Origin of the sequence: Micromonospora sp. NPDC050980 (assembly GCF_040653835.1) — a bacterium.
Lineage (GTDB): Bacteria > Actinomycetota > Actinomycetes > Mycobacteriales > Micromonosporaceae > Micromonospora.
Window position 1 is genome coordinate 156,377 of sequence record NZ_JBFAGS010000011.1, and the last position, 23,719, is coordinate 180,095.

Here is a 23,719-nt window from a genome sequence, read left to right on the forward strand (position 1 = left end):
TCGACGCTGCGGTGTTAAAAGGGGGCCCTTCCTATACAAAATGCGTTAATATGGGGCCCCTCCTTCTCCTCGGCCGTGGCGCCGCGAGAGGTGAGGAGCACGGGGGTGCGCAGCACCTCCTCCACCGCCGTCGCCCAGTCGGCCGGCGCCTCGTCCAACACCGGCCGCGCCCGCATCAGCCGCCCGGTCAGCGCCGCCTGCCGCGCCAGGTCCCCGGGTCGGCCGGGCTCGAGCCGGTCGAGCCCGTCCGCGTAGCGCCGGCACATGCGCAGTCGGGGGCCGGCCAGGTCGAGGTGGGTCAGCGCCAACCCGTCCACCCCGCCGGCCACCTCCAGCGCGTACCGGTGGGCGACCGCGTCGAAGTGCCCGAACCGGAACCGGCCCTGCCACTCGTTGGTGGGGTTGTGCGGGTCGGTGAACGGCAGCGCCGGGTCCTCGGTGACCAGCGGCCCGGGGCCGTGCCGGGTGGTGGTCACCCGCAGCACCCCGAGCCGCTGGGCGGTGCCGGCCATCCCCGCCTCGGCGAGCAGCGTCTCGGCGTTGGCGAACGTCGTGGTGCTCCACGTGGTGTACGGGTGGAAGCCGTGCCACTCGTCCAGCAGCACCCCCTGCGCACCCTCGAACACGCAGGTGCCGGCGCGCAGCGCCCCGGCCAGCCAGCTCCGGTCGACGATCGCCACCCGGTCGGCGAACGCGGCGTACACCGGCAGGCAGTCGTCCACCGGCGGCGCGTCCAGCGGCCCGAGTTCGGCGGTGAGCCGGTCCCGCAGCGCGGCCAGCCGGCGACGCAGCACCGACGGCCGGCGGCAGTCCGCCACCCGGGGCGCTGCGTCGGGGTGGGTGAGACCGTACGCGACGGCCTCACCCACCCCCAGCCCACAGGAGCCGTGCCGGTCGGCTCCCCGGGCGATCTCCCGGGCCCGGTTGGCGGCCCGGTGGTACGGGGTGGCGAGCAGCGCCTCGGAGTCCACGGTCAACCGGTCGAGCGCGTCGGGCACCCCGACCGCCGCGAGGTGGTCGGCCTCGGCGGCCAGCGCCAGCGGGTCCACCACCACGTGCCGCGCCAGGTGCGTCCGGACGCCGGGGCGGAACGTCCCGGCGCCGAACTGCGCGAACGTGTGCTGCCGTCCGTCGCGCAGCACGACGTTGTGCGCCGCCTGCGCGCCCCCGTTGAACCGGACGACGGTGTGCACCGGGCGGGTGGCGCAGAGCGCGTCGACGACGGTGCCCTTGCCGGCGTCGCCGTAGCCGAGGTCGACCACCATCACGTGGTTCACAGCCGGGTGACCCCGCCGCCGCCGTCGGTCGGGGTGAACGGCAGCGCCGCCACCGCCCGCCGGTCGCCGCCGAGCCGGGCGAGCGCCCGGGAGACGGTACGGGTGGCCGTCGATCCGGTCCGGTCCAGGTCGTCCAGGCCGGTGTCCAGGTCGACGGCCTGCTCGCCGAGGCCGACGGTGAGCGCGATGGTTTCGCAGACCGCGTCCAGGTCGTCCAGTTCGACGGCGTTCTGCCCGAGCAGGCCCCGCCAGAAGTCGAGCACCTTGCGGTTGCCGGCGTAGTGGCTGCCGGCCGGGAGCAGATGGTAGGTGTCCCAGCGGGCGGTCACCTCGTCCACGACCTGCCGGATCGGCAGGTCCTCGGTCAGGTCGCCGCCGATCCACCGGGTCACCTCGCGGGCCTTCAACCGGGGGTACGCCAGTTCGTCGCCGATGACGAACAGGTAGCCGCGCCGGCCGCGCTTGGACCAGCTGTCGGTGACCGTGTGCCGGGCCATGAAGTGCAGCGCCAGCTCGTACGACTCCATCATCTGTCCGCCTCCGCCGCCTTCGAGGACGATCCGGCCGAGGTCGTCGTCCATCCGGTTGTCGGACTCGAACTGCCCGATCTGCAACGGCACCCGGTCGCAGGTGGCGTCACCGATCGCGCCGAACATGACCTGCGGGTCGCGGGCGTACCCCTGGCGCAGCAGCAGGCCGAGCAGTTGCGGCAGCTTGCGCTGGAGCACCCGGGGGACGTGGCCCATCGAGCCGGTGACGTCGAAGAGCACCGCGATCGGCGTCGACCGGGGGTGTTCGGCGGAGTCTCGGCTCTCCCGCGTCGCACCGCGCGGGTCGAGCGCGGGGTGCACGGTCCGCGCCCCGCTGTCGCTGTAGGAGAACGCGCTCCGGCCGGTCCTGCGGCGGTAGCGGTCGGCGGCGTCGTACACGTCGGTGGACCAGATTCCGCTGCCCATGGCAGCCTCCCTAGGGGGTGAGGTGGAAGGGTCGGAAGGTGCGTGGCCCGTAGAGCCGGTCCAGCACCTCGTCGAGTTCGCGCAGCAGCCGCCAGGCGTCGTCGGGCCGGGCGGAGAGCGCGGGTTGCCGGCAGCCGTCGGCGAAGGCCCGCAGCTCGCGCGGCGCGCGGTCGGCCATCAGCCAGGTCATGCAGCGGGCGGCGAGCGCGATGTCGGTGCCGGGGCCGCACGGCCGCTTGGCGGTGACCTCCGGCGGATACCAGTCGGCCATCTCGGTGACCAGCGCCGGCACCAGCCCGCCCGGCTCGGCGGAGCAGCACCAGTCGACGAGCACCAGGCCGTGCGCGTCCGGCTCGATCAGCACGTTGCGGGGCAGCACCGCGCCGTGCACCACGCCGGCCCGGTGGGCGAGACCGAGCGCGACCAGCAGCCGCCGCCACATCCAGGCCGCGTCGCGCGGGTCCACCCCGTTCGGGTACGCCCGGCGCACGTCCTGGAGGCTGTGCAGCCCCGGCACCGTCTCCAACAGGTTGACGATCAGTTCCGCTCCGGTAGCAGGATCGCGCACCGGATAGGAGTCGACGAGGCGGGGCACGTACGCGAGGTGGCGCGGGTCACCCCGCTCACCGATCCGCCGCAGCGCCCGCGCCTCCCGGCGCATCAGATCGTTGTCGCTGGGGTGTCGCGGCGCCTTCACCTGCCGGTGAGAGGGGTGCCCTTCTCTACCGGAGGCGTTAAGCAGGGGCCCCTCCTTACACCTCATCGGAGGAGGGCGGGGTGCAGGAGGCGGGCGGTGCCGGGGCGGTAGAGCTTGGCGCGGGGGCCGCCGCGGGCGCCGCCGCGTTCGGTGCTGGCGCCGGTGCTCTCCACGAAGCCGGGCACGGAGAGCACCTTGCGGTGGAAGTTTCCGGCGTGCAGCGGGTGGCCCCAGACCGTCTCGTAGACCGCCCGCAGCTCGGTGACGGTGAACTCGGGGGCGAGGAACCGGGTGGCCAGCGGCGTGTATTCCAGCTTGGACCGGGCCCGCTCCAGCGCGTCGTCGATGATCCGGGCATGGTCGAAGGCGAGCTGCCGGCTGGCCAACGCGGTGACCGGCAGCCAAACCGCGTCGGCGGCGTCGGTGTCGGCGACCGGGTCGGGCAGGTCGGGGGCGAACGCCAGGTGCGCGATCGAGACGACCCGCATGCGCGGGTCACGGTCGGGCGCGCCGTAGCTGCCGAGTTGTTCCAGGTGCACCCGGCGCAGTCGCTCGCCGCCGAGCCCGGTCTCCTCGGCCAGCTCGCGTCGTGCGCCGGCGGCGAGGTCCTCGTCCGGGCGGACGAAGCCGCCGGGCAGTGCCCAGTGGCCCGCGTAGGGCGGCGCGCCCCGACGGATCAACAGCAGGTGCAGCGCGCCTTCGCGGATGGTCAGCGCCACCACGTCGACGGTGACCGCGACCGCCGGGTAGTCCCGGGGGTCGTAGCCGGCGAGGAAGTCCTGCTCGTTCACGACACTCACTCTCTCAAGCTGAGAACAACTCAAACTGAGAACAACTTAGCGTACGAGAGAGGGAACGCCAAGTCCCCTCTTTCCTCAGCGGACGGTGCCGGCCAGGTGCGGCCTTCCGTCGCGGGCGCCGTGCAACACGAAGTCCCAGCCCGCACCGTCGGCGGTGGCGCTGAAACCCACCGTGGACGGCAACGACACCGGCAGCTTGAATGTCACGTCCACCGTGTAGGCGTCCGGCAGCCGGCTCTCCAGCGCGGCCAGGCAGCGGGCCTTGCTCCACATGCCGTGCGCGATCGGGCGGGGGAAGCCGAACAGCTTCGCACCCAGCTTCGAGGTGTGGATCGGGTTGTGGTCGCCGGAAACCCGCGCGTAGTCCGTACCGACGCGCGGCGTCACCCGCCACCGGGCCGAGGCGGCCGGCGGCGCCGGGCGGTCCCCCGGGTCGCGCCGCGGGCCGCCCGCCGCGCGCTCCTTCCCGAGGTACGTCGACACGCCCCGCCAGACCTCCTCGCCGCCGACGGAGCCGACCAGCACCACGTCGAGCTGCCGGCCCCGCTCGTGCGGGCGCAGGTTCTCCGCGTACGTGCGGAAGTCGACGCTCTCGCCCACCTGGACCGGCCGGCGCACGGTGATCCGGTTGGCCACGTGCACCACGCCGGTGAGCGGGATCGGAAAGTCGGCGGCGGTCATCAGGCGCAGCGACAGCGGAAACCCGAGCACGTGCAGGTACGTCGCCGGCAGCCGGTCGGCCAGCCGGAACCCGCAGACGCGGTCGTAGTCGGCCAGGTGGGCCGGGTCCACCGTCACCCCGGTGACGCCCAACTCGACGGCGGGCAACTCCCGCCCCCGCCGGCCGCCCGTGCCGGGCAGCGCCCCCAGCAGGGCGCGCCGGTAGAGCGCCCCCGGGGCGGGCAGCCGCTCCAGCTCGACGTGCGCCCGCCCGTCCGGGGTGGGCGCCGAGCCGGTGGCGGCGTCCGCGCGGGCCGGTCCGTCCGGGGTAGCCGCCGATCCCGCGGTGACGGCCGCCGCCGCATCGGTCAGGTCCCGGGTGCGGTCGTCGGCCAGGCCGGATCGGTCCCGGCCGAGTTGGTCGGCCGCCGCGGTCAGGTCGCGGGTGCGCTCGTCGTCCGGCGCGGACGGGTCCTGGCCGAGCTTTGCGGCCAGCGCGGAGAGGTCCTGGGTCGCCTCGACCGGCGGTTGCGGCGTGCCGCGCGCGGCCAGCGCCGCCCGGGCCGAGGTGAGGTCCTGGGTGGGGCCCTCGATCAGGTCGTGCACCGACAGCTCCTCGGCCGGCTCCTCCGGCCGCTGCTCGCGCCGCCCCATCACGCCCCCAGCAGGCTCTGGCCGCAGACGCGGACCACGTTGCCGCTGACCGCGCCGGACGCCGGCCAGGAGAGCCAGCCGATCGTCTCGGCGACGTCCACCGGCAGGCCGCCCTGGGCCAGGCTGTTCATCCGGCGACCCGCCTCACGGACCACCAGCGGGATGCGCGCGGTCAGCCGGGTCTCGATGAAACCGGGCGCGACCGCGTTCAGGCTGATCCCGCGCTCGCGCAGCACCGGCGACAGCGAGTCGACCAGGCCGATCACGCCGGCCTTGCTGGTCGCGTAGTTGGTCTGCCCCCGGTTGCCGGCGATCCCGGCGATCGAGGAGACCGAGACGATCCGGCCGCCGGCCGGGATCAGGTCCCGCTCCAGCAGCACGTCGTTGATCCGCTCCTGGCTGGACAGGTTGACGTCGATCACCGAGTCCCACCGGTCGGCGTCCATCCGGCCGAGCGTCTTGTCCCGGGTGATGCCGGCGTTGTGCACCACCACGTCGACCCGGCCGTGCCGGGACGCCAGGTGCTCGGCCAGCCGGGCCGGCGCGTCCGGCGCGGTCAGGTCGAGCTGCACCGCGCTGCCGCCGATGCCGTTGGCCACCGCGGCCAGCTCGTCCCCGGCTGCCGGAACGTCCAGCGCCACCACCTGCGCGCCGTCCCGGGCGAGCACCGTCGCCAGCGCCGCGCCGATGCCCCGGGCCGCGCCGGTCACCAGCACGACCTGCCCGTCCAGCGGCCGGTCCCAGTCGGCCGGCGCGACGGCGGTGCCGGCGCCGACCCGGATCACCTGGCCCGAGACGTACGCGGAGCGGCCGGAGAGCAGGAAGCGCAGGGTGGATTCCAGGCTGACCGGGGTGCCGGCGTCGCCGTCGCGGGTGACGTACACCAGTTGGGCGGTGACGCCGCGGCCGAACTCCTTGCCGATGCTGCGGGTCAGCCCCTCGCACGCGCGCTGGGCGGTCGCCTCCCGGGGTGAGCCGCACTCGGCCGGCGGCGTGCCCAGCACGATCACCCGGCCGCTGGGCAGCAGTGAACGGGCCTGCGGGTGGAAGAAGTCGTAGAGCTGGCGCAGCCCGGTGGAGTCGGTGACGCCGCTGGCGTCGTACACCAGGGCCGCGAAGCGGCTGTCGCCGGTGGTGGTGGCCGGGTCGACCAGCTCGACCCCGGCGGCGGTCAGGATCTTGCCGGCCGGCTCGGCGAGCCGGCCGCCGGTCGCGGCGCCGAGCAGGACCGGCCCGGGAACGAGTGGGTCGCCCGGCATGTGCCGGCGCAGTCGGGGCGGGTCGGGCAGGCCGAGGCGCTTGACCAGCGCACGACCGGCCCCCGTCTGGACGAAGCTCGCGTACCTGTCGGTCATAGGCGTAGCCTACTGGTGAGTAGGGTACGGGCAACAGCAACCAGGAGGCTGATCGTGCAGAGTGTCCGGCGGGTCGCGGTGATCGGCGGCAACCGCATCCCCTTCGCCCGGTCCAACTCGCGCTACGCGCACGCGTCCAACGCGGACATGCTCGGCGCGGCGCTCGACGGGCTGGTCGCCCGATACGGGCTGGCTGGCGAGCGGGTCGGCGAGGTGGTGGCCGGGGCGGTGCTGAAGCACTCGCGCGACTTCAACCTCACCCGCGAGGTGGTGCTCGGCTCCCGGCTCGACCCGCACACCCCGGCGTACGACGTCCAACAGGCCTGCGGCACCGGGCTGGAGGCCGCCATCCTGGTCGCCAACAAGATCGCCCTCGGGCAGATCGAGGTGGGCATCGCCGGTGGCGTGGACACCACCTCGGACGCGCCGCTGGCCGTCAACGAGGACATGCGCCGCACGTTGATCCAGCTCAACTCCGCCCGGACCCTCGGCGAGCGGCTCAAGATCGCGGCGAAGCTGCGCCCGCTCCAGCCGTTCCAGCCGGAGATCCCGCGCAACGCCGAGCCGCGCACCGGGCTGTCGATGGGCGACCACGCGGCGGTGACCGCGCTGCGCTGGAACGTCGACCGGGCGGCCCAGGACGAGCTGGCGCTCCGCTCGCACCAGCGGCTCGCCGCCGCGTACGAGCGGGGGTTCTTCGACGACCTGATGACCCCCTACCTGGGGCTCACCCGCGACCAGAACCTCCGGCCGGACACCAGCCTGGAGAAGCTCGGCTCGCTGAAGCCGGTCTTCGGCACGAAGGGCCCGGACGCCGAGCGGGCCACCATGACCGCCGGCAACTCCTCGCCGCTGACCGACGGCGCGTCGACCGTGCTGCTCGCCTCCGAGGAGTGGGCCCGGGCGCACAGCCTGCCGGTGCTGGCCTGGTTCTCCTGGTCCGAGACGGCCGCCGTCGACTTCGTGCACGGCGACGAAGGGCTGCTGATGGCGCCCACCTACGCGGTGCCCCGGATGCTCGCCAGGGCCGGGCTCACGCTCCAGGACTTCGACTTCTACGAGATCCACGAGGCGTTCGCCTCGCAGGTGCTGGCCACGCTGGCGGCCTGGGAGTCGCCGGAGTTCTGCAAGGAGCGCCTCGGCCTGGACGCGCCGCTCGGCTCGATCGACCGGGAGAAGCTCAACGTCAACGGCTCGTCGCTGGCCGCCGGGCACCCGTTCGCGGCCACCGGTGGCCGGATCGTCGCCACGCTGGCCAAGCTGCTCGACACCAAGGGGAGCGGGCGCGGCCTGATCTCCATCTGCGCCGCCGGCGGGCAGGGCGTGACCGCGATCCTGGAGCGCTGACCCACCGATTTCGAGGGCCGGGGCAACCCGCGTGGCGGGTGGCCCCGTTCCCCAGACATGAGACGCACGCAAGGTCCGCCGCGGTGAACCAGGCCGACCTACTGGGGTTACGGCCGGGTCATGGTCGAGCGGGTGGCCGCGCGGCGAACCAGGTGAATCCTCGATCCGGTGACGCCCCGACCGGCGAGTGCCGGGTGGGGCGCGCGCCCCACCCCGACCGGGGCCGGCCGACGGGTGCGGAAGAATGGCCCCGTGACGACGATCCCCAACGTGCTCGCCAACCGGTACGCCTCACCCGAACTGGTCGCCCTCTGGTCGCCGGAGGAGAAGGTCCGGATGGAGCGCCGGCTCTGGCTGGCGGTGCTCCGGGCCCAGCGTGACCTCGGCGTGCCGGTGCCGGACGGGGTGGTCGAGGCGTACGAGCGGGTGGTCGACGACGTCGACCTCGCCTCGATCGCGGCGCGCGAGCGGGTCACCCGGCACGACGTGAAGGCCCGGATCGAGGAGTTCAGCGCGCTCGCCGGGCACGAGCACGTGCACAAGGGGATGACCTCCCGGGACCTGACCGAGAACGTGGAGCAGCTCCAGGTGCGGGCGTCGCTGGAACTGATCCGGGACCGGGTGGTGGCCACGCTGGCCCGGCTGGGCTGGCACGCGGGTGAATACTCGGCGCTGGTGCTGACCGGCCGGTCGCACAACGTCGCCGCGCAGGCCACCACGCTCGGCAAGCGCTTCGCGTCGGCCGCGGAGGAGCTGCTGATCGCGTACGAGCGGCTGGCGGACCTGATCGGCCGCTACCCGTTGCGCGGGATCAAGGGGCCGGTGGGCACCGCGGCCGACCAACTCGACCTCTTCGACGGCGACGCCGGCAAGGTCGCCGAGCTGGAGCGCCGGGTCGCCGGGCACCTGGGGTTCGCCCGGGTGCTGGACAGCGTCGGCCAGGTCTACCCGCGTTCGCTGGATTTCGACGTGCTCGCCGCGCTGGCGCAGGTGGCCGCCGCGCCGTCGTCGCTGGCCACCACGATCCGGCTGATGGTGGGCCAGGAGCTGGTCACCGAGGGCTTCAAGCCGGGCCAGGTCGGGTCCAGCGCGATGCCGCACAAGATGAACACCCGTTCCTCGGAGCGGGTGAACGGCTTCGCCGTGCTCATCCGGGGTTACCTGTCGATGGTCGGCGAGCTGGCCGGCGACCAGTGGAACGAGGGGGACGTCTCCTGCTCGGTGGTGCGCCGGGTGGCGCTGCCGGACGCGTTCTTCGCCGCCGACGGCCTGTTCCAGACGTTCCTCACCGTGCTTGACGAGTTCGGCCCGTACCCGGCGGTGATCAACCGGGAGTTGGAGCGCTTCCTGCCGTTCCTGGCCACCACGAAGATCCTGGTCGCCGCCGTGCGCCGGGGCGTCGGCCGGGAGGTCGCGCACGAGGTGATCAAGGAGCACGCGGTCGCCGTGGCGCTGGCCATGCGGGAGCAGGGCGCGGCCGAGAACGACCTGTTCGACCGCCTGGCCGCGGACGGCCGTCTGAACCTGACCCGCGCCGAGATCGACGCCCTGGTCGCCGACCGCAACACCTTCACCGGCGCCGCCAACGATCAGGTGGCCCGCATCACCGCGAGAATCACCAAGATCGTCCAATCCCACCCCGAGGCCGCCACCTACTCCCCACCCCCCATCCTCTGACCCCACCCACCCACCCACCCACCGCACCCCACCCACCCCACCCACCCCGTCCGCGCTGATTCACGGAAAGAGTGGTCATTCCGCGCTCGACAGCCACACTTTCCGTGAATCAGCGGGCGGGGATGAGGGAGGGGCGGGTAGGTGGGGTGGGCGGTGGGGTGGCGGGGGTCAGGGGCCGGTGGGGGTTTCGGCCGCCGAACTGAGGTTGGGGGCGCTCGCCGGCTCGGCGATGCCGCCGGGGGCGGTCGCGATCTCCGGGTCGTGGGCCGTCTCGGCCGCGATCATCGGCTGGTCCGGTGGCATGACGTCGGGCGTCTTCGGCGCGACGATCACCGCGGTGCCGTAGGCGCAGATCTCCATCCACATCTCGCCGCAGTCGCGGCTGTCGAAGCGCATGCCGATCACCGCGTTCGCGCCGAGCCGCTGCGCCTCCTCGCCCAGGCGCGCCACCGAGTCGGTCCGCCACCGGGTGAGGTTGTCCGGCGCCATCGGGTCGTAGGCGCCACCGCGCAGGTTCTTGACCCCCTCGCGGTACGGGTTGCGGGTCCTCGCCATCGAGGAGACCACTTCGCCGAGGATCTGGCGGATCTCGTAGCCGGGCAGTTGATCCGTCGTCACGACCAGCACGTTTCCGATGCTGTCAGTCACCGGGGAAGGTGGTTCGGGTGCCGTGGGCACCTGATCGGATGCTGCGAAACGGCGCGGCGCGGACGGTCGGGCGACTCCCGACCCATCCGCGCCGCATCAGGTGGAAAGCGTCAGACACCGGCCACCGAGGTGATCCAGGACCGGTTGTACGCGACACTGCCGTAGTTCTGGATGCTGTAGCCGTCGGCGGTGGAGGCCACCCCGACCTGCCGGCCGTTGTAGAACTGCGGGCCGCCGGAGTCGCCCCGCCAGGCGTTGCCGTTGACCCGGGTGCTGCGGATCGCCTGGCCACCGTACGCGTCGCTGACGCTGGTGCTGGTCACCCGGACGCTGGCGGTCTTGAGCTGGGGCGACGCGCCGCAGCCGCTGTAGCAGGTCATGCCCCAGCCGTAGATCGAGTTGGTGGAGCCGACCGGCGGGTTGCTGCTGGCCAGCGACACGGTGGAGGTGCTGACCGTGCTGGAGAGCCGGAGCAGGGCCAGGTCGTAGCGGGTGTAGGAGGCGCTCACGCTACGGGTCACGCCGCCCGAGGCGTAGTAGACGCTGCCGACCCGGACCGACATGGTGCCGCTGACGCAGTGCCGGGCGGTGAGCACCCACTGGGACGCGATCACGCTGCCGGAGCAGGTGAACGAGCCGTTGCTGAAGACGGCCGCGGCCCACGGCGCGGACGAGACGGTGCCGCCGCCGATGATCGGCTGCGGGCCGGCCGGTGCGGCGCCGGCGCCGGATGCGGTGGCCAGCACGCCGGCCAGCGCGGTGGTCAGCACGGCGAGCAGGGGACGGAGGCGCATGGTGAGGGCTCCTTCTGCGCGGACACCCGGGTGCCCGGGTGTGGATCGGGTCCGCCGGGCGGGGTGGACCGGCGAGCAACATCGATCGATGGCATCGACATCTGACGATGCATGCTACGGGCGCGCGAGGCCGCGTCACAAGATATCGATTGAGTGGTATCGATTGTGTGAGGTGTGCCGCCCGGTCGGCTGCGGTGCCGCCGGAAGCCGGTCATGCCGGTAATGGAACGAGCCAAAATGCCTGGTGAGAGCCGTTGTGAAGGATCGGGGGGCGGCCCGCTGGGCAACGTTTGCATATCGACGCCGCAACGAACGCACAACGGTCTCCGGCTCGTGTCGCAGCTTCCGCCGATCATCGCCCGGCCTGGCCCCGGCCGGTGCGGGCCGGACGGCATCTGCCAGGTAGGCTGGCTGCGCTCGGCCGTTTGTGGGCCGGCACCCAACTGCGTACACAGTCAGGAGTGCCCAGTGCCTCGCGTTGTCGTCGACGTCATGCTCAAGCCCGAGATCCTCGATCCGCAGGGCCAGGCCGTCGCAAACGCGCTGCCCCGGCTCGGCGTCAGCGACGTCGCCTCGGTTCGGATCGGCAGGCGGATCGAGATCGAGTTCACCGGCGAACCGGACCTTGACCGGGCCCGCGAGATCGCCGACAAGCTGCTCGCCAACCCGGTGATCGAGGACTTCACCGTCCGCGTGGTCAACGCCGACGAGACCGCGGGCGCGCACTCGTGACCGCCCGGGTCGGTGTGGTGACCTTCCCCGGCTCGCTCGACGACGGGGACGCGGCCCGGGCCGTCCGGATCGCCGGCGCCGAGCCGGTCCGGCTCTGGCACGGCGAGGCGGACCTGCACGGCGTGGACGCCGTCGTCCTGCCCGGCGGCTTCTCCTACGGCGACTACCTGCGTTGCGGCGCCATCGCCCGGTTCGCCCCGGTGATGGAGACGGTCGTGCAGGCCGCCCGCGGCGGCCTGCCGGTGCTCGGCATCTGCAACGGCTTCCAGATCCTCTGCGAGGCCCACCTGCTGCCCGGGGCGCTCACCCGCAACCAGCACCTGCACTTCCGCAACCGCGATCAGGTCCTGCGCATCGAGGCCACCGGCACCGCCTGGACCAACGCGTTCCAGCCTGGCCAGGAGGTGCTCGTCCCGGTCAAGAACGGCGAAGGCTGCTACGTCGCCGACCCCGCCACGCTGGACCGGCTGGAGGCGGAGGGCCGCGTCGTCGCTCGCTACCTGGGCGGCAACCCCAACGGGTCGCAGCGTGACATCGCCGCGATCACCAACGAGGCCGGCAACGTCGTCGGCATCATGCCGCACCCCGAGCACGCGGTGGAGGCGCTCACCGGCCCCTCCCTGGACGGCCTCGGCTTCTTCACCTCGGTGCTCAAGCACCTGGTGGGAGCCCCGGCGTGAGCGCGAGGACCGAGCCGGTTCCGCGAGCGCAGCAAGGAGACGCCATGACCACCCATCCGGAGCCGAGCCTGCGGGAGTCGCAGGGCGTGGTGTCGCAGACCGGCCCGAGCGACGACTGGGCGCCGGGCGTGGACACCGTGCAGCGCGCCGGCGGCACGCCGGAGGAGCTTCAGCCGTACGCCGAGCTGGGGCTCCGCGACGACGAGTACGACCGGATCCGGCACATCCTCGGCCGCCGGCCCACCCAGGCCGAGCTGGCCATGTATTCGATCATGTGGAGCGAGCACTGCTCGTACAAGTCGAGCAAGGTGCACCTGCGCCAGTTCGGCGAGAAGGCCCCGCCGAGCGACCGGCTGCTCGCCGGCATCGGGGAGAACGCCGGCGTGGTCCGGGTCTCCGACGAGCTGGCGGTGACCTTCAAGGTCGAGTCGCACAACCACCCGAGCTTCGTCGAGCCGTACCAGGGCGCGGCGACCGGTGTCGGCGGCATCGTCCGCGACATCCTCGCCATGGGCGCCCGCCCGGTCGCCGTGATGGACCCGCTGCGCTTCGGCGCGGCCGACCACCCGGACACCGCCCGGGTGCTGCCCGGCGTGGTGGCCGGCGTCGGCGGCTACGGCAACTGCCTCGGCCTGCCCAACATCGGCGGCGAGGTGGTCTTCGACCCCTGCTACCAGGGCAATCCCCTGGTCAACGCGCTCTGCCTGGGCGTGCTGCCGGTCGACCGGCTGCAGAAGAAGGACGCCACCGGCCCCGGCAACGTCGTGGTGCTGATGGGCGCCAAGACCGGCCGGGACGGCATCGGCGGCGTCTCCGTGCTGGCCAGCGCCACCTTCGACGAGGGCAGCGAGCAGCGTCGCCCGTCCGTGCAGGTGGGCGACCCGTTCATGGAGAAGCTGCTGATCGAGGCGTGTCTGGAGCTGTACGACGCCGAACTGGTCGTCGGCATCCAGGACCTCGGCGGCGCCGGCCTGACCTGCGCCCTCACCGAGACCGCCGCCTCCGCCGGCACCGGCATGCGGGTCTGGCTGGAGCGGGTGCCACTGCGCGAGCCCTCGATGGAGCCGCACGAGATCCTGGCCAGCGAGTCCCAGGAGCGGATGCTCCTGGTCGTCACGCCGGAGAAGCTGGAGGCGGTGCTCAAGACCGCCGAGAAGTGGGGCGTCTGGGCCACCGCCATCGGCGAGGTCACCCCGCCGGCGCCGGACGGCCGGCCGGGCCGGCTGGTCATCACCTGGCGCGACCAGCTCGTGGTCGACGTGCCGCCGGGCTCGCTGGTCGACGACGGCCCGGTCTACGCCCGCCCGATGCGCGAGCCGGCCGACCTCATCCTGCTCCAGGCCGACCGGGCCGAGACGCTGCCCCGGCCGAGCACCCCGGAGGCGCTCCGGGAGACCCTGCTCCGCATGATCGCCTCGCCCAACCTCGCCGACAAGACCTGGGTGACCGAGCAGTACGACCGCTACGTGCTGGGCAACACGGTGCTCGCCCAGCCGGAGGATTCCGGCGTGATCCGGATCGACGAGCGGAGCGGCCTCGGCGTCGCCCTCTCCGTGGACGGCAACGGCCGCTACGCCCGCCTCGACCCCTACCAGGGGACGAAGCTGGCGCTCGCCGAGGCGTACCGGAACGTGGCGGTGACCGGTGCGAAGCCGATCGCGGTGACCAACTGCCTCAACTTCGGCTCGCCGGAGGACCCGGGCGTGATGTGGCAGTTCGCCGAGGCCGTGCGCGGCCTGGCGGACGGCTGCCTGGAGCTGGGCATCCCGGTCACCGGCGGCAACGTCAGCTTCTACAACCAGACCGGCGCCGCGGCCATCCACCCGACCCCGGTGGTCGGCGTGCTTGGCGTGCTCGACGACGTCGCCCAGCGGGTGCCGATGGGCTTCGAGCCGCGGCCGGCCGGCGACCACGACCAGCTTTTCCTGCTGGGCGAGACGCACGTCGAACTCTCCGGCTCCGAGTGGGCCTGGGTGACGCACGAGCACCTGGGCGGTATCCCGCCGCAGGTCGACCTGGCCCGCGAGCGGCAGCTCGGCGAGCTGCTGGCCGAGGCGGCGCGGGTCGAGCACGTCAGCTCGGCACACGACCTCTCCGACGGCGGTCTGGCGCAGAGCCTGGTCGAGTCCACCCTGCGCCGCGGCGTCGGCGCGCAGATCGCGCTGCCGGAGCACTTCGCCGACGGTTCGATGCCGTTCGTCTTCCTGTTCAGCGAGTCCGCCGGTCGGGTGCTGGTGTCGGTGCCGCGCGGGCACGAGAAGGCGTTCACCGCCCTCTGCGGCGAGCACGGTGTGCCGTGGGAGTTCATCGGCGTCACCGACCCGACCGGTGGCGCGCTGGAGGTGCGTGGCCAGTTCCGGATCGGCCTGGACGAGCTGCGTGAGGCGCACGGTGCGACCCTGCCGCGTCTCTTCGGCGACACCGAGGCGTCGCGGGTGGAGGTGGCGTCGACCCGTACCGGCACCGCCACCGTGCTTCCGGCCACCGCCGAGCAGCCCGTCGGCGTGGAGCCGGCGTCCGTCGACGCGGAGCCGATCGCGAGGGCCGGCCCGACCGGCGAGTCCGGGCCGGCCGGGTCCGCGGGTGCACCCGCGACGGGTGCCGAGGGCTCGCCGGCCGGCGGCGCGAGCGAGTCGTCCGAGGCGGCCACCGACCCGGCTTCCGGTGAGCCCGACCAGCGCCCGGCGCCGGACCAGCGCTGAGGCCCTGACCTTGGCCGTCTTCGCCCAACCCGGAGCCGGCGCCCGGTTCGACTGGGGGTTGACCGGAGCGGCGGAACTCGGCCGGGTCTGCGCCGCCCTGGTGGTGGTGGACGTGCTGTCGTTCACCACCGCCGTGGAGGTGGCGGTCGGCCGCGGCTCACGGGTGCACCCGTTCCCGTGGGGCGAGCAGGCCGCCGAGTACGCCCGGCGGATGGGCGCGGTCGCTGCGGTGGGCCGCCGGCAGACCACCGCGGAGCACCCGTGGTCGCTCTCCCCGGCGGCGCTGCGGACCGCGCCGGTGGTCGCCGACCTGGTGCTGCCGTCGCCCAACGGCTCCGCGATCAGCGCCGCGGCGAGCGCCACCGGAGTGCCGGTGGTCGCGGCGTGCCTGCGCAACGCGCGCGCCGTCGGGCGTTGGCTCCGCAACCAGGGGTACGGCACGAACGACGCCCCGGTGGGCGTGGTGGCCGCCGGGGAGCGTTGGCCCGACGGGTCGCTGCGCCCCTGCGTGGAGGACCAGCTCGGCGCGGCCTGCGTGTTGGACGCGCTGGCCGGGGTGCCCGGTGGGCTCTCGGTGGAGGCGGCGATGGCGCTGGCCGCGCTGGCCAGCACGCCCGACGTGCCGGCGGCGGTCCGGGGCTGCGTCTCCGGCCGGGAACTCGCCGGGGGTGGCTTCGCCGAGGACGTCGCGATCGCCACCCAGGTCGGTGTCTCCGACGTGGTGCCGGTGCTTCGTCGGGGCCACTTCGCCGCCGCCTGACTGGTCGCCGGGCCGCTGTCGAGTGGCACCAGCGGCGATATACGCGCCACGCATACTGCCGCGCCGCGGAACCGCTTGAATGGTTAGGCTCGATTTCGGACACAGCCACCCGTGCGAAGCGAGGTCGCCGGTGACCCACGCCAACTGCCCCCGCTGCGGGGGACGCCTGGCTCGCGACAACGAAAGTGGACGCTGCGCGCCCTGCCAGGCCGCCGAGCGGGACCGGTGGAGTGCACCACCGGTGGTGCCCGCATCCTTTTGGGAGCACGAACCGTTACGGGTGGCGCTGGCCGGGCGGCATCTCGGGCAGGTGATCCGCGCGTACCGGAATCACCCCTATCAGGGCCGGAGCCCGCTGCCGCAGAGCGTGGTGGCCGGGTGGCTGGGGATTACGCAGGCGCAGTTGAGCCGGGTGGAGAACGGGCCGCCGATCGTTCACCTGGACCGCCTCATCCACTGGGCGGGGCTGCTGCGGATTCCGGCCTTCCGGCTGTGGTTCAGCCTGCCCGACCAGCCGTTGGCCAGATCGCACGAGGACGCGGGGCGGCCCGACCACGAGTCGGCCGCGACCATGGAGACAGCCGGGGCGGCGAACCCGCCGGCCCCGGCGGATGCCGCGACATCGGCATCGGACCGAGGAGGTGGCACCACGGACCGGCGACATTTTCACGCCCTGGCCGCGCTTGCCGGCATCGCCGCGACCGGCTTCCACGACCTGCTCTCCGCACCCGCCGACACACCTCGTAGCGTCGGCATGGAACAGGTGCGCCACGCGGGCTCGCTGGTGGAGCAGCTCCGGCAGGCCGATGCGGTGGCGGGCGCCGATCAGCTCTACGACATCGCCGTCCGGGTCCATGCGCGCCTCTCGTCATGGGCGACGAAGGCCACCTATACCAGGGAGGTCGGCGAGGCTTTGCAGATCGCGCTGGCCGACCTCGCGATTGCGACCGCCTGGCTGGCCATCGACTCCGACCGCCGGCCGATGGCGCGGCCGTACCTGAACGAGGCGATCACCCGCGCCCGCATCGCCGACGATCCGCGCATGGAGGTGCTCGCCTTCGTCCAGCTCGCGCTGCTCGTCCGGGACGATCATCCCGCCGAGTCGCTGCACAGCGCGGATGCGGCGCTGCGGGCCTCCGCCGGGTGGGGCACGCCGAGGCTGGCGACCTTGGTCCACCTGCGGACGGCACACGCATACGCCGCGCTGCGGGACGTGAGCGGCTTCGGCCGGGCGATGACCAGGGCCCGCCGCGAGTTCGAGCGCGGCACCAGCGACGACGACCTGCCGTTCCTGCATTTCGTCACCGCGCAGGAGGTCGAGGGCATCGAAGGGTTGTCGTACCTCGCGATGGGCCGGGCCGACCGCGCGGCGGACGCGTTCCAGGCGATCACCGACAGCATCCCTCCGGCGCTGCGCCGGAACCGGATCTACTATGCGGTTCAACTCGCCGACGCGCGGTGCCGGCTCGGCGACGTCGACGAGGCCGCGCGGACGGCGATGGACGTCCTGCCGGACCTGGATCAGGTGAATTCCGGGCGGGTGCGGCGTGATCTCGCGAGGGTCAGGGCGAGCCTGGCGCAGACCCAGCGACCGACCCCCGCGAGCCGGGAGTTCGTCGACGCGTACGACCAGGCGGTGAGCCGGTAGTGCAGGGACTGGACCTGCGTCACCACGCCGCCGCCGAGGCGGTCCCGCTCGTCGACGACCTCGTCGCCGTCTACCGACAGGTGTACGCGGACGGCGGCGAGTTCCACAGCGAGGACCGGTACCGCCGTCAACTCGCCGCCCACATGACGCGCGCCGGCTGGACCCTGGTCACCGCCACGGTCGACGGTCAACTGGTGGGATACATCTACGGCTTTCCCCTGCCCTCGGAGACCGGCTGGTGGGCGGGGATCGAACAACCCACGCCGACGGGTTTCACCGAGGAGACGGGCCGACGCACGTTCGCCGTCAGTGAGTTGCTCGTGCTGCCACAGTGGCGACGCCGCGGTGTGGCGCGGGCGCTGCACGACCAGTTGCTGAGCCGCCGCGCCGAGGACCGCGCGACACTTCTGGTGGATCCGGAGAATGCCGTCGCCCGACGCGCCTACGACTCCTGGGGGTGGCGACACGTCACCTATCTGACGCCGACCTGGGACGACGCACCGACGTTCATGGTCCTGGTCAGGCAGCCTTCCTCCGCCGGTCGGGTGACCTGACGACGGTGGCCGCCCGCGGAAAGCGGGCGGCCACCGTGGTGCAGGCGAAGCTCAGTCGTCCAGCCAGTCCAGACGCCGTCCGCCCCGGTCGGGCTGGCCGCCGTCCCGGGCGCGACCGGCCTGGGCCGGGTCGTTGTGGTAGCCGCCCGGGTTGTCGTAGCCACCGCGCTGCTGCGGCTCTTGGCCGTAGCCACCCTGCTCGCCGTAGCCACCCTGGCCGTAGCCGCCCTGCGGCGACTGGCCGTAGCCGTCGCCGTAGCCGGGGCGCTGCTCGTAGCCGGCCTGGCCGCCGTCGTAGCCGCCCTGCTGGCCGTAGCCGGCGTGGCCGCCGTCGTAGCCGCCCGGCTGCCGCCCGTCGTAACCACCGGCCGGGTCGGCGTCGTAACCGCCGGTCGGCGCGTCGCCGTAGCCGCCCGCCGGCCGGCCGCTGTCGTATCCGCCGGCGGCGCTGTCGTAGCCACCCGTCGAGGCGCTGTCGTAGCCGCCCGCCGGGGGGTTGTCGTAGCCGCTGCCGGGTCGGCCGCCGCCGTAGCCCGGCGCGTCGCCGTAACCGCCGGTGGGGGCGTCGCCGTAGGTCGCACCCCGGCTGGCGCCGTAGCCGCCGGCCGGGTTGGCGTCGTAGCCGCCGGTCGGCGCGTCGCCGTAGCCGGCCTGCTGCCGGCCGCCGTCGTAGCCGCCGGGGACGTTGTCGTAACCGGTGGGCGCGTCGCCGTAGCCGCCGGTGCGGTAGCCGTCGCCCTGCTCCGCGCCCCGGCCGTACTGCCCGGGGGCGGCCTGCTCGTAGCCCTGGCCCGCCTCGGGCTGGTAGGTGCTGGTCGGGTACGGGTCGGCCGCCGGCGTGTACTGGGTGCCGTCACCGGTGTAGCGGCCGGTGGGCTCGTCGAAGCGCTCGTTGCCGTAGCCACCGCCCTGAGCCGGCGGATAGCCGGCCGCGTAGTCCGGGCTGCCGTAGCCGGCGCCGGAGGACGGGCCGTAGCCGCTGCCCGAGGCGGGCGCGTTGCCGTAGCCGCTGCCCGAGGAAGGCGCGTTGCCGTAGCCGTCGTTGCCGCCCGGACCGGCCGCGTTCTCGCCGTAGCCGTAACCGCCCTGGCCCGCGCCGACGCCGTAGGCGGGCCCGGGCGGGGCACCGTACGGATCCGGTGGGACGTCGTCCACGACCGGGCGTTGGAGCATGGTCGGCGCCTCGCTGAGCGCGGCGCCACCGACCATTGTCGGTGCCGGACCGGCGCCCATACCGTTGACCACCCGGGTCTGGTCGTCCGCGCCCCGGTAGGCGCCGCGCGCCGCGGGGATCGCGCCGGCCGCGGCGGCCCCGCCCGGGCCACCGGGACCGATCGGGCCGTCCGGGCCGTCGCCGTCGGCGTCGCCGTCCTCGTTCTTGCGGCGCATGTAGAGCAGCACGATGGTGCCCACGCCGACGGCGACGAAGAGGCCACCGAGCAGGATGAGCAACCAGGAGCCGAAGCCGCCGGAGTCCTCCTCGCTGGCGGCCGGCTGCGGTGCGGCCGGCGTGTCGGAGGCGGGTGGCTCGCTTGCCGCTTCCTCGGTCGCCTCCTCCGACGGCGGGGCCGACTCGCTGGCCGACGGGCTCGCGCTCGGGCTCTCCGACGCCGCCTTGACCGCGATGCTGAGCCGGATCCCGGTCGCGGACTGACCGGCGTCCGCGTTGATCGACTTGGCGGTCGGGCTGGCACCATCGGTGGAGGCGCCCAGGTCGATCCGGCCCGGCGCGATCGGGTTGGTGGCGGAGCCGCTGAAGCTGAAGTTGCCGCTGCCGTTCGTGTTCGTCCGACGCTCCTTGCCGGCGCTGTCGCGCAGCATGACGAGCGCGCCGGAGATCGGCTCCCCGTCGGAGTCGACCACCTTGCCGGACACCGTCTTGACGGTCTGCGGCTGCTGCGGCGGCGGCGGCGCGGCTGCCTTGACGGTGACGCGGAGTGGGCGCGTCCCCCCACCGCTCACCGTGATCTTCGCCAGCCCGTTGCTGGCGGGGGCGTCGCCGCCGGCGGAGAGGGTCAGCGTGACGTCCTTCTCCGGCGCGCCGCCGAAGTCGATCGAACCGCAGCCGCCGCAGTTGACGCCGTCGGGCAGGTCGGTCACGTCGATGTCGGCGGCGTCCTCACCGTTGCCCAGGCGGACCTTGACGACGACCTGGCTGCTCTTGCCCGCATCGATCGTGACGGAGTTGGTGGCGGTGACGATCGACGCGGCGAGGGCGGGTGTGGCGGGGACGGTGAGCAACGCGCCGAAGACCAGCGCCACGACCACACCGGCCCGATGTTTCCAGGCACGTCGGTGTGTTGACACGTCCACCGCCTTCCGGGTCTGATCTCCCCGCCGGCCGGTCCGGCCGGGTTGATCACTCACGGTACGAATTACGCCGTCGGCAACTATGCCTTGTCCGACCGGATCATCTCTACCCAGGGCCGGCGTCGGGCGGCCTTCTGCCGGGTCGTATCGTCCCGTCGTGTCCTCTCCGCGCGCTTATTCCGACTCGGTCCTCGCCGCGCTCACGGCCTTGGATGAGGGGCGTACGCCCGAACGGCCGGTGCTCCGGGAGGCGGTCCGGTCGCTCTTGGCCGCCCTCACGGAGCGCGCCCCCGGCCGATCGGTGGAGGTGCGCGTCCCACCTTACGGCGCGGTGCAGTGCGTGACCGGTCCGCGACACACCCGGGGCACCCCGCCGAACGTGGTGGAGATGGATCCGGCCGCCTGGCTGGCGGTCGCCACCGGTCGCCTCGGGTGGGCGGAGGCGGTCACCGAGGGTCACGTACGGGTCTCGGGAAACCGGGCCGACCTCTCCGCGTACCTCCCGATTTAGTCGGCGGCCGAGGACGGTTCGGGTCACGTTCGGCGGACATGTCGTGACTGTCGGTGGCGACGCCTGTTCGCGTACACTGGTGCCCGACGACGGTCCCGGCCCACGGTGCGGAGCTTCCCCCCGACTCCGCCAGGCCAGTCCAGACCCCCAGCACGAGGGAGCGGCAGGTGCCCCGAGGCGATGGCCGGCTGAGCCACGACCTTGACCCCCAACGACCCGGCCCCCAGGACGCGTGCGGCGTCTTCGGTGTCTGGGCGCCCGGGGAAGAAGTCGCCAATCTCACCTATTTCGGGCTCTACGCCCTTCAGCACCGTGGCCAGGAGGCCGCGGGCATCGCGGTCAGCGACGGCTCCGGCGTGGTGGTCTACAAGGACCTCGGCCTGGTCGCGCAGGTCTTCGACGAGCCGACGCTGGCCAGCCTGCGCGGTCATGTCGCGATCGGGCACGCGCGCTACTCGACCACCGGCGGCTCCACCTGGGAGAACGCCCAGCCGACCATCCGGGCCACCAGCGCCGGCACGACGATCGCGCTGGCCCACAACGGCAATCTGGTCAACACCGCCGAGCTGCAGCGTGAGGTGTCCGCCCGGGGCCTGGACTCCGACGGGTCGAGCAACGACACCTCGCTGGTCACCATGCTGCTGGCCGGTCGGCCCGACCTCTCGGTCGAGGCCGCGGCGCTGGAGGTGCTGCCGCAGTTGCGCGGTGCGTTCAGCTTCGTCTTCATGGACGAGTCGACGCTCTACGCGGCGCGCGACCCGCACGGCGTGCGTCCGTTGGTGCTCGGCCGGCTGGAGCGCGGCTGGGTGGTGGCGAGCGAGACCGCCGCGCTGGACATCGTCGGCGCGAGCGTGGTCCGCGAGGTCGAGCCGGGCGAGCTGATCGCGATCGACGAGGGCGGGTTGCGCTCCAGCCGGTTCGCCGCCCCGGAACCCAAGGGCTGCCTCTTCGAGTACGTCTACATCGCCCGCCCGGACGCCACCATCGCCGGCCGGAACGTGCACGCCGCCCGGGTGCAGATCGGCCGCCAGCTCGCCAAGGAGCACCCGGTCGAGGCCGACCTGGTGATCCCGGTGCCGGAGTCGGGCACGCCGGCGGCCATCGGCTACGCCGAGGAGTCGGGCATCACCTACGGCCAGGGGCTGATGAAGAACCCGTACGTCGGGCGCACGTTCATCCAGCCGTCGCAGACGTTGCGCGCGCTGGGCGTCCGGCTCAAGCTCAACCCGCTGCGGCAGAACGTCCGCGGCAAGCGGCTGGTGGTGGTGGACGACTCGATCGTCCGGGGCACCACCCAGCGGGCCATCGTCCGGCTGCTGCGGGAAGCCGGCGCGCTCGAGGTCCACGTCCGGATCTCCTCACCGCCGGTCAGTTGGCCCTGTTTCTACGGAATCGACTTCGCCACCCGGGCCGAACTGCTGGCCAACGGGCTCGACAACGAGGGCATCCGGCGGTCGATCGGCGCCGACACGCTGGGCTACGTATCCCTGCCCGGTCTCGTCGCGGCGACCGAGCAGCCGAAGACCCGGCTCTGCCGGGCGTGCTTCGATGGGGAGTACCCGATCGAACTGCCGGCCGGGAACCTGATCGGCAAGCACGTGCTGGAGGGAGTGGGCCGCCGGGTCGTCGCCGAGGCGGCCGAGCCCACCAACCCGCTCGTCGCCACACCGACCCACCACCCGTAGCACCACCGACGCGGGGCCGGCCGATCCGGGCCCGCGGAACCACAAAGGGGAGAACCGTGACGCACGTGTCCGAGCGCAGCGGCGCAGGATCCAGCCCGACGGGCGCCGGCGGCGACCGCCAGCCCTGGTCGGCGGGGTCCAGCCGGACGCAGCGCAAACGCTCGGTCTCGTACGCTGACGCCGGGGTGTCGATCGAGGCGGGCGACCGTGCGGTCGAACTGCTCAAGTCCAAGGTCAGGGAGACCCGGCGCCCGGAGGTCATGGGTGACCTGGGCGGCTTCGCCGGCCTCTTCCGGCTGGACACGAAGAAGTACAAGAGCCCGATCCTGGCGTCCTCCACCGACGGCGTGGGCACCAAGCTGGTGATCGCCCAGCAGCTCGACATCCACGACACGGTCGGCATCGACCTGGTCGCCATGGTCGTCGACGACCTGGTCGCCTGCGGCGCCGAGCCGCTGTTCCTGCTGGACTACATCGCCACCGGCGAGGTCGTGCCGGACAAGGTCGCCGAGATCGGCGCCGGCATCGCCGACGGCTGCCGGTACGCCGGTTGCGCGCTGCTGGGCGGCGAGACCGCCGAGCACCCGGGTGTGCTGCGCCCGGACGAGTACGACATCTCGGCCACCGGCGTCGGCGTGGTGGAGGAGAGCGAGATCCTCCGCCCGGAGCGGGTCGAGGTGGGCGACGTGGTGATTGCCATGCGTTCCTCCGGTCTGCACTCCAACGGCTACTCGCTCGTCCGGCACGTGCTGCTGGGCGCGGGCCGGATGCGGCTGGACGTGGTGATCGAGGACTTCGGCCGCCAGCGCACGCTGGGCGAGGAGCTGCTCACCCCGACCAAGATCTACGCGCAGGACTGCCTCAAGTTGATCGCCGAGGCCGAGGTGCGGGCGCTGGCCCACGTGACCGGCGGCGGCATCCCGGGCAACCTGGTCCGGGTCCTGCCCGAGCACGTCGACGCGGTGGTCAACCGGTCCACCTGGAAGCCGCAGCCGATCTTCGACCTGATCCAGTCCAAGGGGCGGATCGAGGACCCGGAGATGGAGGCGACCTTCAACATGGGCGTCGGGATGTTCGCCATCGTCTCCGCCGAGGACGCCGACCGGGCGCTGGCCACCCTGACCGGCCGGGGCGTGGACGCCTGGCAGGCCGGTGAGATCATCGAGGGTTCCGGCAACGTGCGGATGGTCGGGCAGCACACCCGAGGATGATCACGCTACGTTGATCATCCAGGCACCTGATCGGGGGTTCACCCGAGTGGCCGATGCGGCC

At 73.1% G+C, this 23,719-nt stretch carries 19 protein-coding genes and 1 pseudogene; 11 read left to right on the forward strand and 9 right to left on the reverse strand.

Annotated features, from left to right (window positions below; translation table 11 throughout):
* Window positions 1–14: 14 nt before the first annotated feature.
* The 6 genes from AB0H28_RS18745 to AB0H28_RS18770 form a co-directional block, all read right to left on the reverse strand.
* A complete protein-coding gene (locus AB0H28_RS18745; protein ID WP_358041307.1) occupies window positions 15–1,277 on the reverse strand; it encodes an adenylosuccinate synthetase in 1,263 nt (420 codons plus the stop codon).
* Window positions 1,274–2,233, reverse strand: a complete 960-nt coding sequence (locus AB0H28_RS18750; RefSeq protein WP_358041310.1) for a hypothetical protein — start codon at window positions 2,231–2,233, stop codon at window positions 1,274–1,276. Before AB0H28_RS18750 ends, AB0H28_RS18745 begins: the two co-directional genes overlap by 4 nt.
* A 10-nt stretch (window positions 2,234–2,243) precedes the next feature.
* Window positions 2,244–2,930, reverse strand: coding sequence for a serine/threonine protein kinase (locus AB0H28_RS18755; protein WP_358041313.1), 687 nt, complete (start codon window positions 2,928–2,930; stop codon window positions 2,244–2,246).
* Between the two features lie 62 nt (window positions 2,931–2,992).
* Window positions 2,993–3,721, reverse strand: coding sequence for an NUDIX domain-containing protein (locus AB0H28_RS18760; RefSeq protein WP_358041316.1), 729 nt, complete (start codon window positions 3,719–3,721; stop codon window positions 2,993–2,995).
* Window positions 3,722–3,805: 84 nt separating this feature from the next.
* On the reverse strand, window positions 3,806–4,645 hold the full coding sequence (locus tag AB0H28_RS18765) for a MaoC/PaaZ C-terminal domain-containing protein (RefSeq protein WP_358041436.1): 840 nt from the start codon (window positions 4,643–4,645) through the stop codon (window positions 3,806–3,808).
* A 398-nt stretch (window positions 4,646–5,043) separates the two neighbouring features.
* Window positions 5,044–6,399 (reverse strand): 3-oxoacyl-ACP reductase, encoded by a 1,356-nt coding sequence (locus tag AB0H28_RS18770; protein WP_358041318.1) that lies wholly within the window; start codon window positions 6,397–6,399, stop codon window positions 5,044–5,046.
* Between the two features lie 54 nt (window positions 6,400–6,453).
* On the opposite strand from AB0H28_RS18770, the gene AB0H28_RS18775 reads away from it, so the two are divergent.
* Window positions 6,454–7,746: an acetyl-CoA C-acetyltransferase gene (locus AB0H28_RS18775; RefSeq protein ID WP_358041321.1), complete on the forward strand. Its 1,293-nt coding sequence runs from the start codon at window positions 6,454–6,456 to the stop codon at window positions 7,744–7,746.
* A 252-nt stretch (window positions 7,747–7,998) separates the two neighbouring features.
* Window positions 7,999–9,423 carry an adenylosuccinate lyase gene (purB, locus tag AB0H28_RS18780; RefSeq protein WP_358041324.1) on the forward strand — a complete coding sequence of 475 codons (1,425 nt, stop codon included), beginning with the start codon at window positions 7,999–8,001 and terminating at the stop codon, window positions 9,421–9,423.
* Window positions 9,424–9,591: 168 nt separating this feature from the next.
* Here purB and AB0H28_RS18785 read toward each other — a convergent pair.
* Window positions 9,592–10,185: pseudogene (locus AB0H28_RS18785) on the reverse strand (YbjQ family protein).
* Window positions 10,182–10,865, reverse strand: coding sequence for a DUF1986 domain-containing protein (locus tag AB0H28_RS18790; protein ID WP_358041327.1), 684 nt, complete (start codon window positions 10,863–10,865; stop codon window positions 10,182–10,184). Before AB0H28_RS18790 ends, AB0H28_RS18785 begins: the two are co-directional and overlap by 4 nt.
* Window positions 10,866–11,333: 468 nt before the next feature.
* Between AB0H28_RS18790 and purS the strand changes: the two genes are divergently transcribed.
* The 6 genes from purS to AB0H28_RS18820 all read left to right on the forward strand — a co-directional run bounded on the left by purS (window position 11,334) and on the right by AB0H28_RS18820 (window position 17,941).
* On the forward strand, window positions 11,334–11,597 hold the full coding sequence (gene purS, locus AB0H28_RS18795; protein ID WP_358041330.1) for a phosphoribosylformylglycinamidine synthase subunit PurS: 264 nt from the start codon (window positions 11,334–11,336) through the stop codon (window positions 11,595–11,597).
* Window positions 11,594–12,277, forward strand: a complete 684-nt coding sequence (gene purQ / locus AB0H28_RS18800; RefSeq protein WP_358041333.1) for a phosphoribosylformylglycinamidine synthase subunit PurQ — start codon at window positions 11,594–11,596, stop codon at window positions 12,275–12,277. The genes purS and purQ overlap by 4 nt, the downstream gene beginning before the upstream one ends.
* Window positions 12,278–12,321: 44 nt before the next feature.
* Window positions 12,322–14,979: a phosphoribosylformylglycinamidine synthase subunit PurL gene (gene purL, locus AB0H28_RS18805; protein ID WP_358041336.1), complete on the forward strand. Its 2,658-nt coding sequence runs from the start codon at window positions 12,322–12,324 to the stop codon at window positions 14,977–14,979.
* A 4-nt stretch (window positions 14,980–14,983) separates the two neighbouring features.
* Window positions 14,984–15,739: a 2-phosphosulfolactate phosphatase gene (locus tag AB0H28_RS18810; protein ID WP_358041439.1), complete on the forward strand. Its 756-nt coding sequence runs from the start codon at window positions 14,984–14,986 to the stop codon at window positions 15,737–15,739.
* Window positions 15,740–16,019: 280 nt separating this feature from the next.
* The gene (locus AB0H28_RS18815) at window positions 16,020–17,387 is read left to right on the forward strand and encodes a hypothetical protein (RefSeq protein WP_358041340.1); all 1,368 of its coding nucleotides are present in this window, start codon (window positions 16,020–16,022) and stop codon (window positions 17,385–17,387) included.
* On the forward strand, window positions 17,387–17,941 hold the full coding sequence (locus AB0H28_RS18820) for a GNAT family N-acetyltransferase (RefSeq protein ID WP_358041343.1): 555 nt from the start codon (window positions 17,387–17,389) through the stop codon (window positions 17,939–17,941). The genes AB0H28_RS18815 and AB0H28_RS18820 overlap by 1 nt, the downstream gene beginning before the upstream one ends.
* Before the next feature lie 51 nt (window positions 17,942–17,992).
* On the opposite strand, the gene AB0H28_RS18825 is transcribed toward AB0H28_RS18820, so the two are convergent.
* Window positions 17,993–20,248, reverse strand: a complete 2,256-nt coding sequence (locus AB0H28_RS18825) for a carboxypeptidase-like regulatory domain-containing protein (RefSeq protein WP_358041346.1) — start codon at window positions 20,246–20,248, stop codon at window positions 17,993–17,995.
* 160 nt (window positions 20,249–20,408) lie between these two features.
* Here AB0H28_RS18825 and AB0H28_RS18830 point away from each other — a divergent pair, with 160 nt between their 5' ends.
* The 3 genes from AB0H28_RS18830 to purM all read left to right on the forward strand — a co-directional run bounded on the left by AB0H28_RS18830 (window position 20,409) and on the right by purM (window position 23,658).
* Window positions 20,409–20,762, forward strand: coding sequence for a sterol carrier family protein (locus AB0H28_RS18830; RefSeq protein WP_358041350.1), 354 nt, complete (start codon window positions 20,409–20,411; stop codon window positions 20,760–20,762).
* A gap of 167 nt (window positions 20,763–20,929) precedes the next feature.
* A complete protein-coding gene (gene purF / locus AB0H28_RS18835) occupies window positions 20,930–22,447 on the forward strand; it encodes an amidophosphoribosyltransferase (protein ID WP_358041352.1) in 1,518 nt (505 codons plus the stop codon).
* A gap of 56 nt (window positions 22,448–22,503) precedes the next feature.
* A complete protein-coding gene (gene purM, locus AB0H28_RS18840; RefSeq protein WP_358041355.1) occupies window positions 22,504–23,658 on the forward strand; it encodes a phosphoribosylformylglycinamidine cyclo-ligase in 1,155 nt (384 codons plus the stop codon).
* Window positions 23,659–23,719: the final 61 nt, after the last annotated feature.

What these genes read in the sequence shown, in the direction of transcription:
- purL (WP_358041336.1), top strand. Translation starts at nt 12,322, where the DNA reads ATGACCACCCATCCGGAGCCGAGCCTGCGGGAGTCGCAGGGCGTGGTG.
- AB0H28_RS18790 (WP_358041327.1), bottom strand. Translation starts at nt 10,865, where the DNA reads ATGCGCCTCCGTCCCCTGCTCGCCGTGCTGACCACCGCGCTGGCCGGC.
- AB0H28_RS18770 (WP_358041318.1), bottom strand. Translation starts at nt 6,399, where the DNA reads ATGACCGACAGGTACGCGAGCTTCGTCCAGACGGGGGCCGGTCGTGCG.
- AB0H28_RS18750 (WP_358041310.1), bottom strand. Translation starts at nt 2,233, where the DNA reads ATGGGCAGCGGAATCTGGTCCACCGACGTGTACGACGCCGCCGACCGC.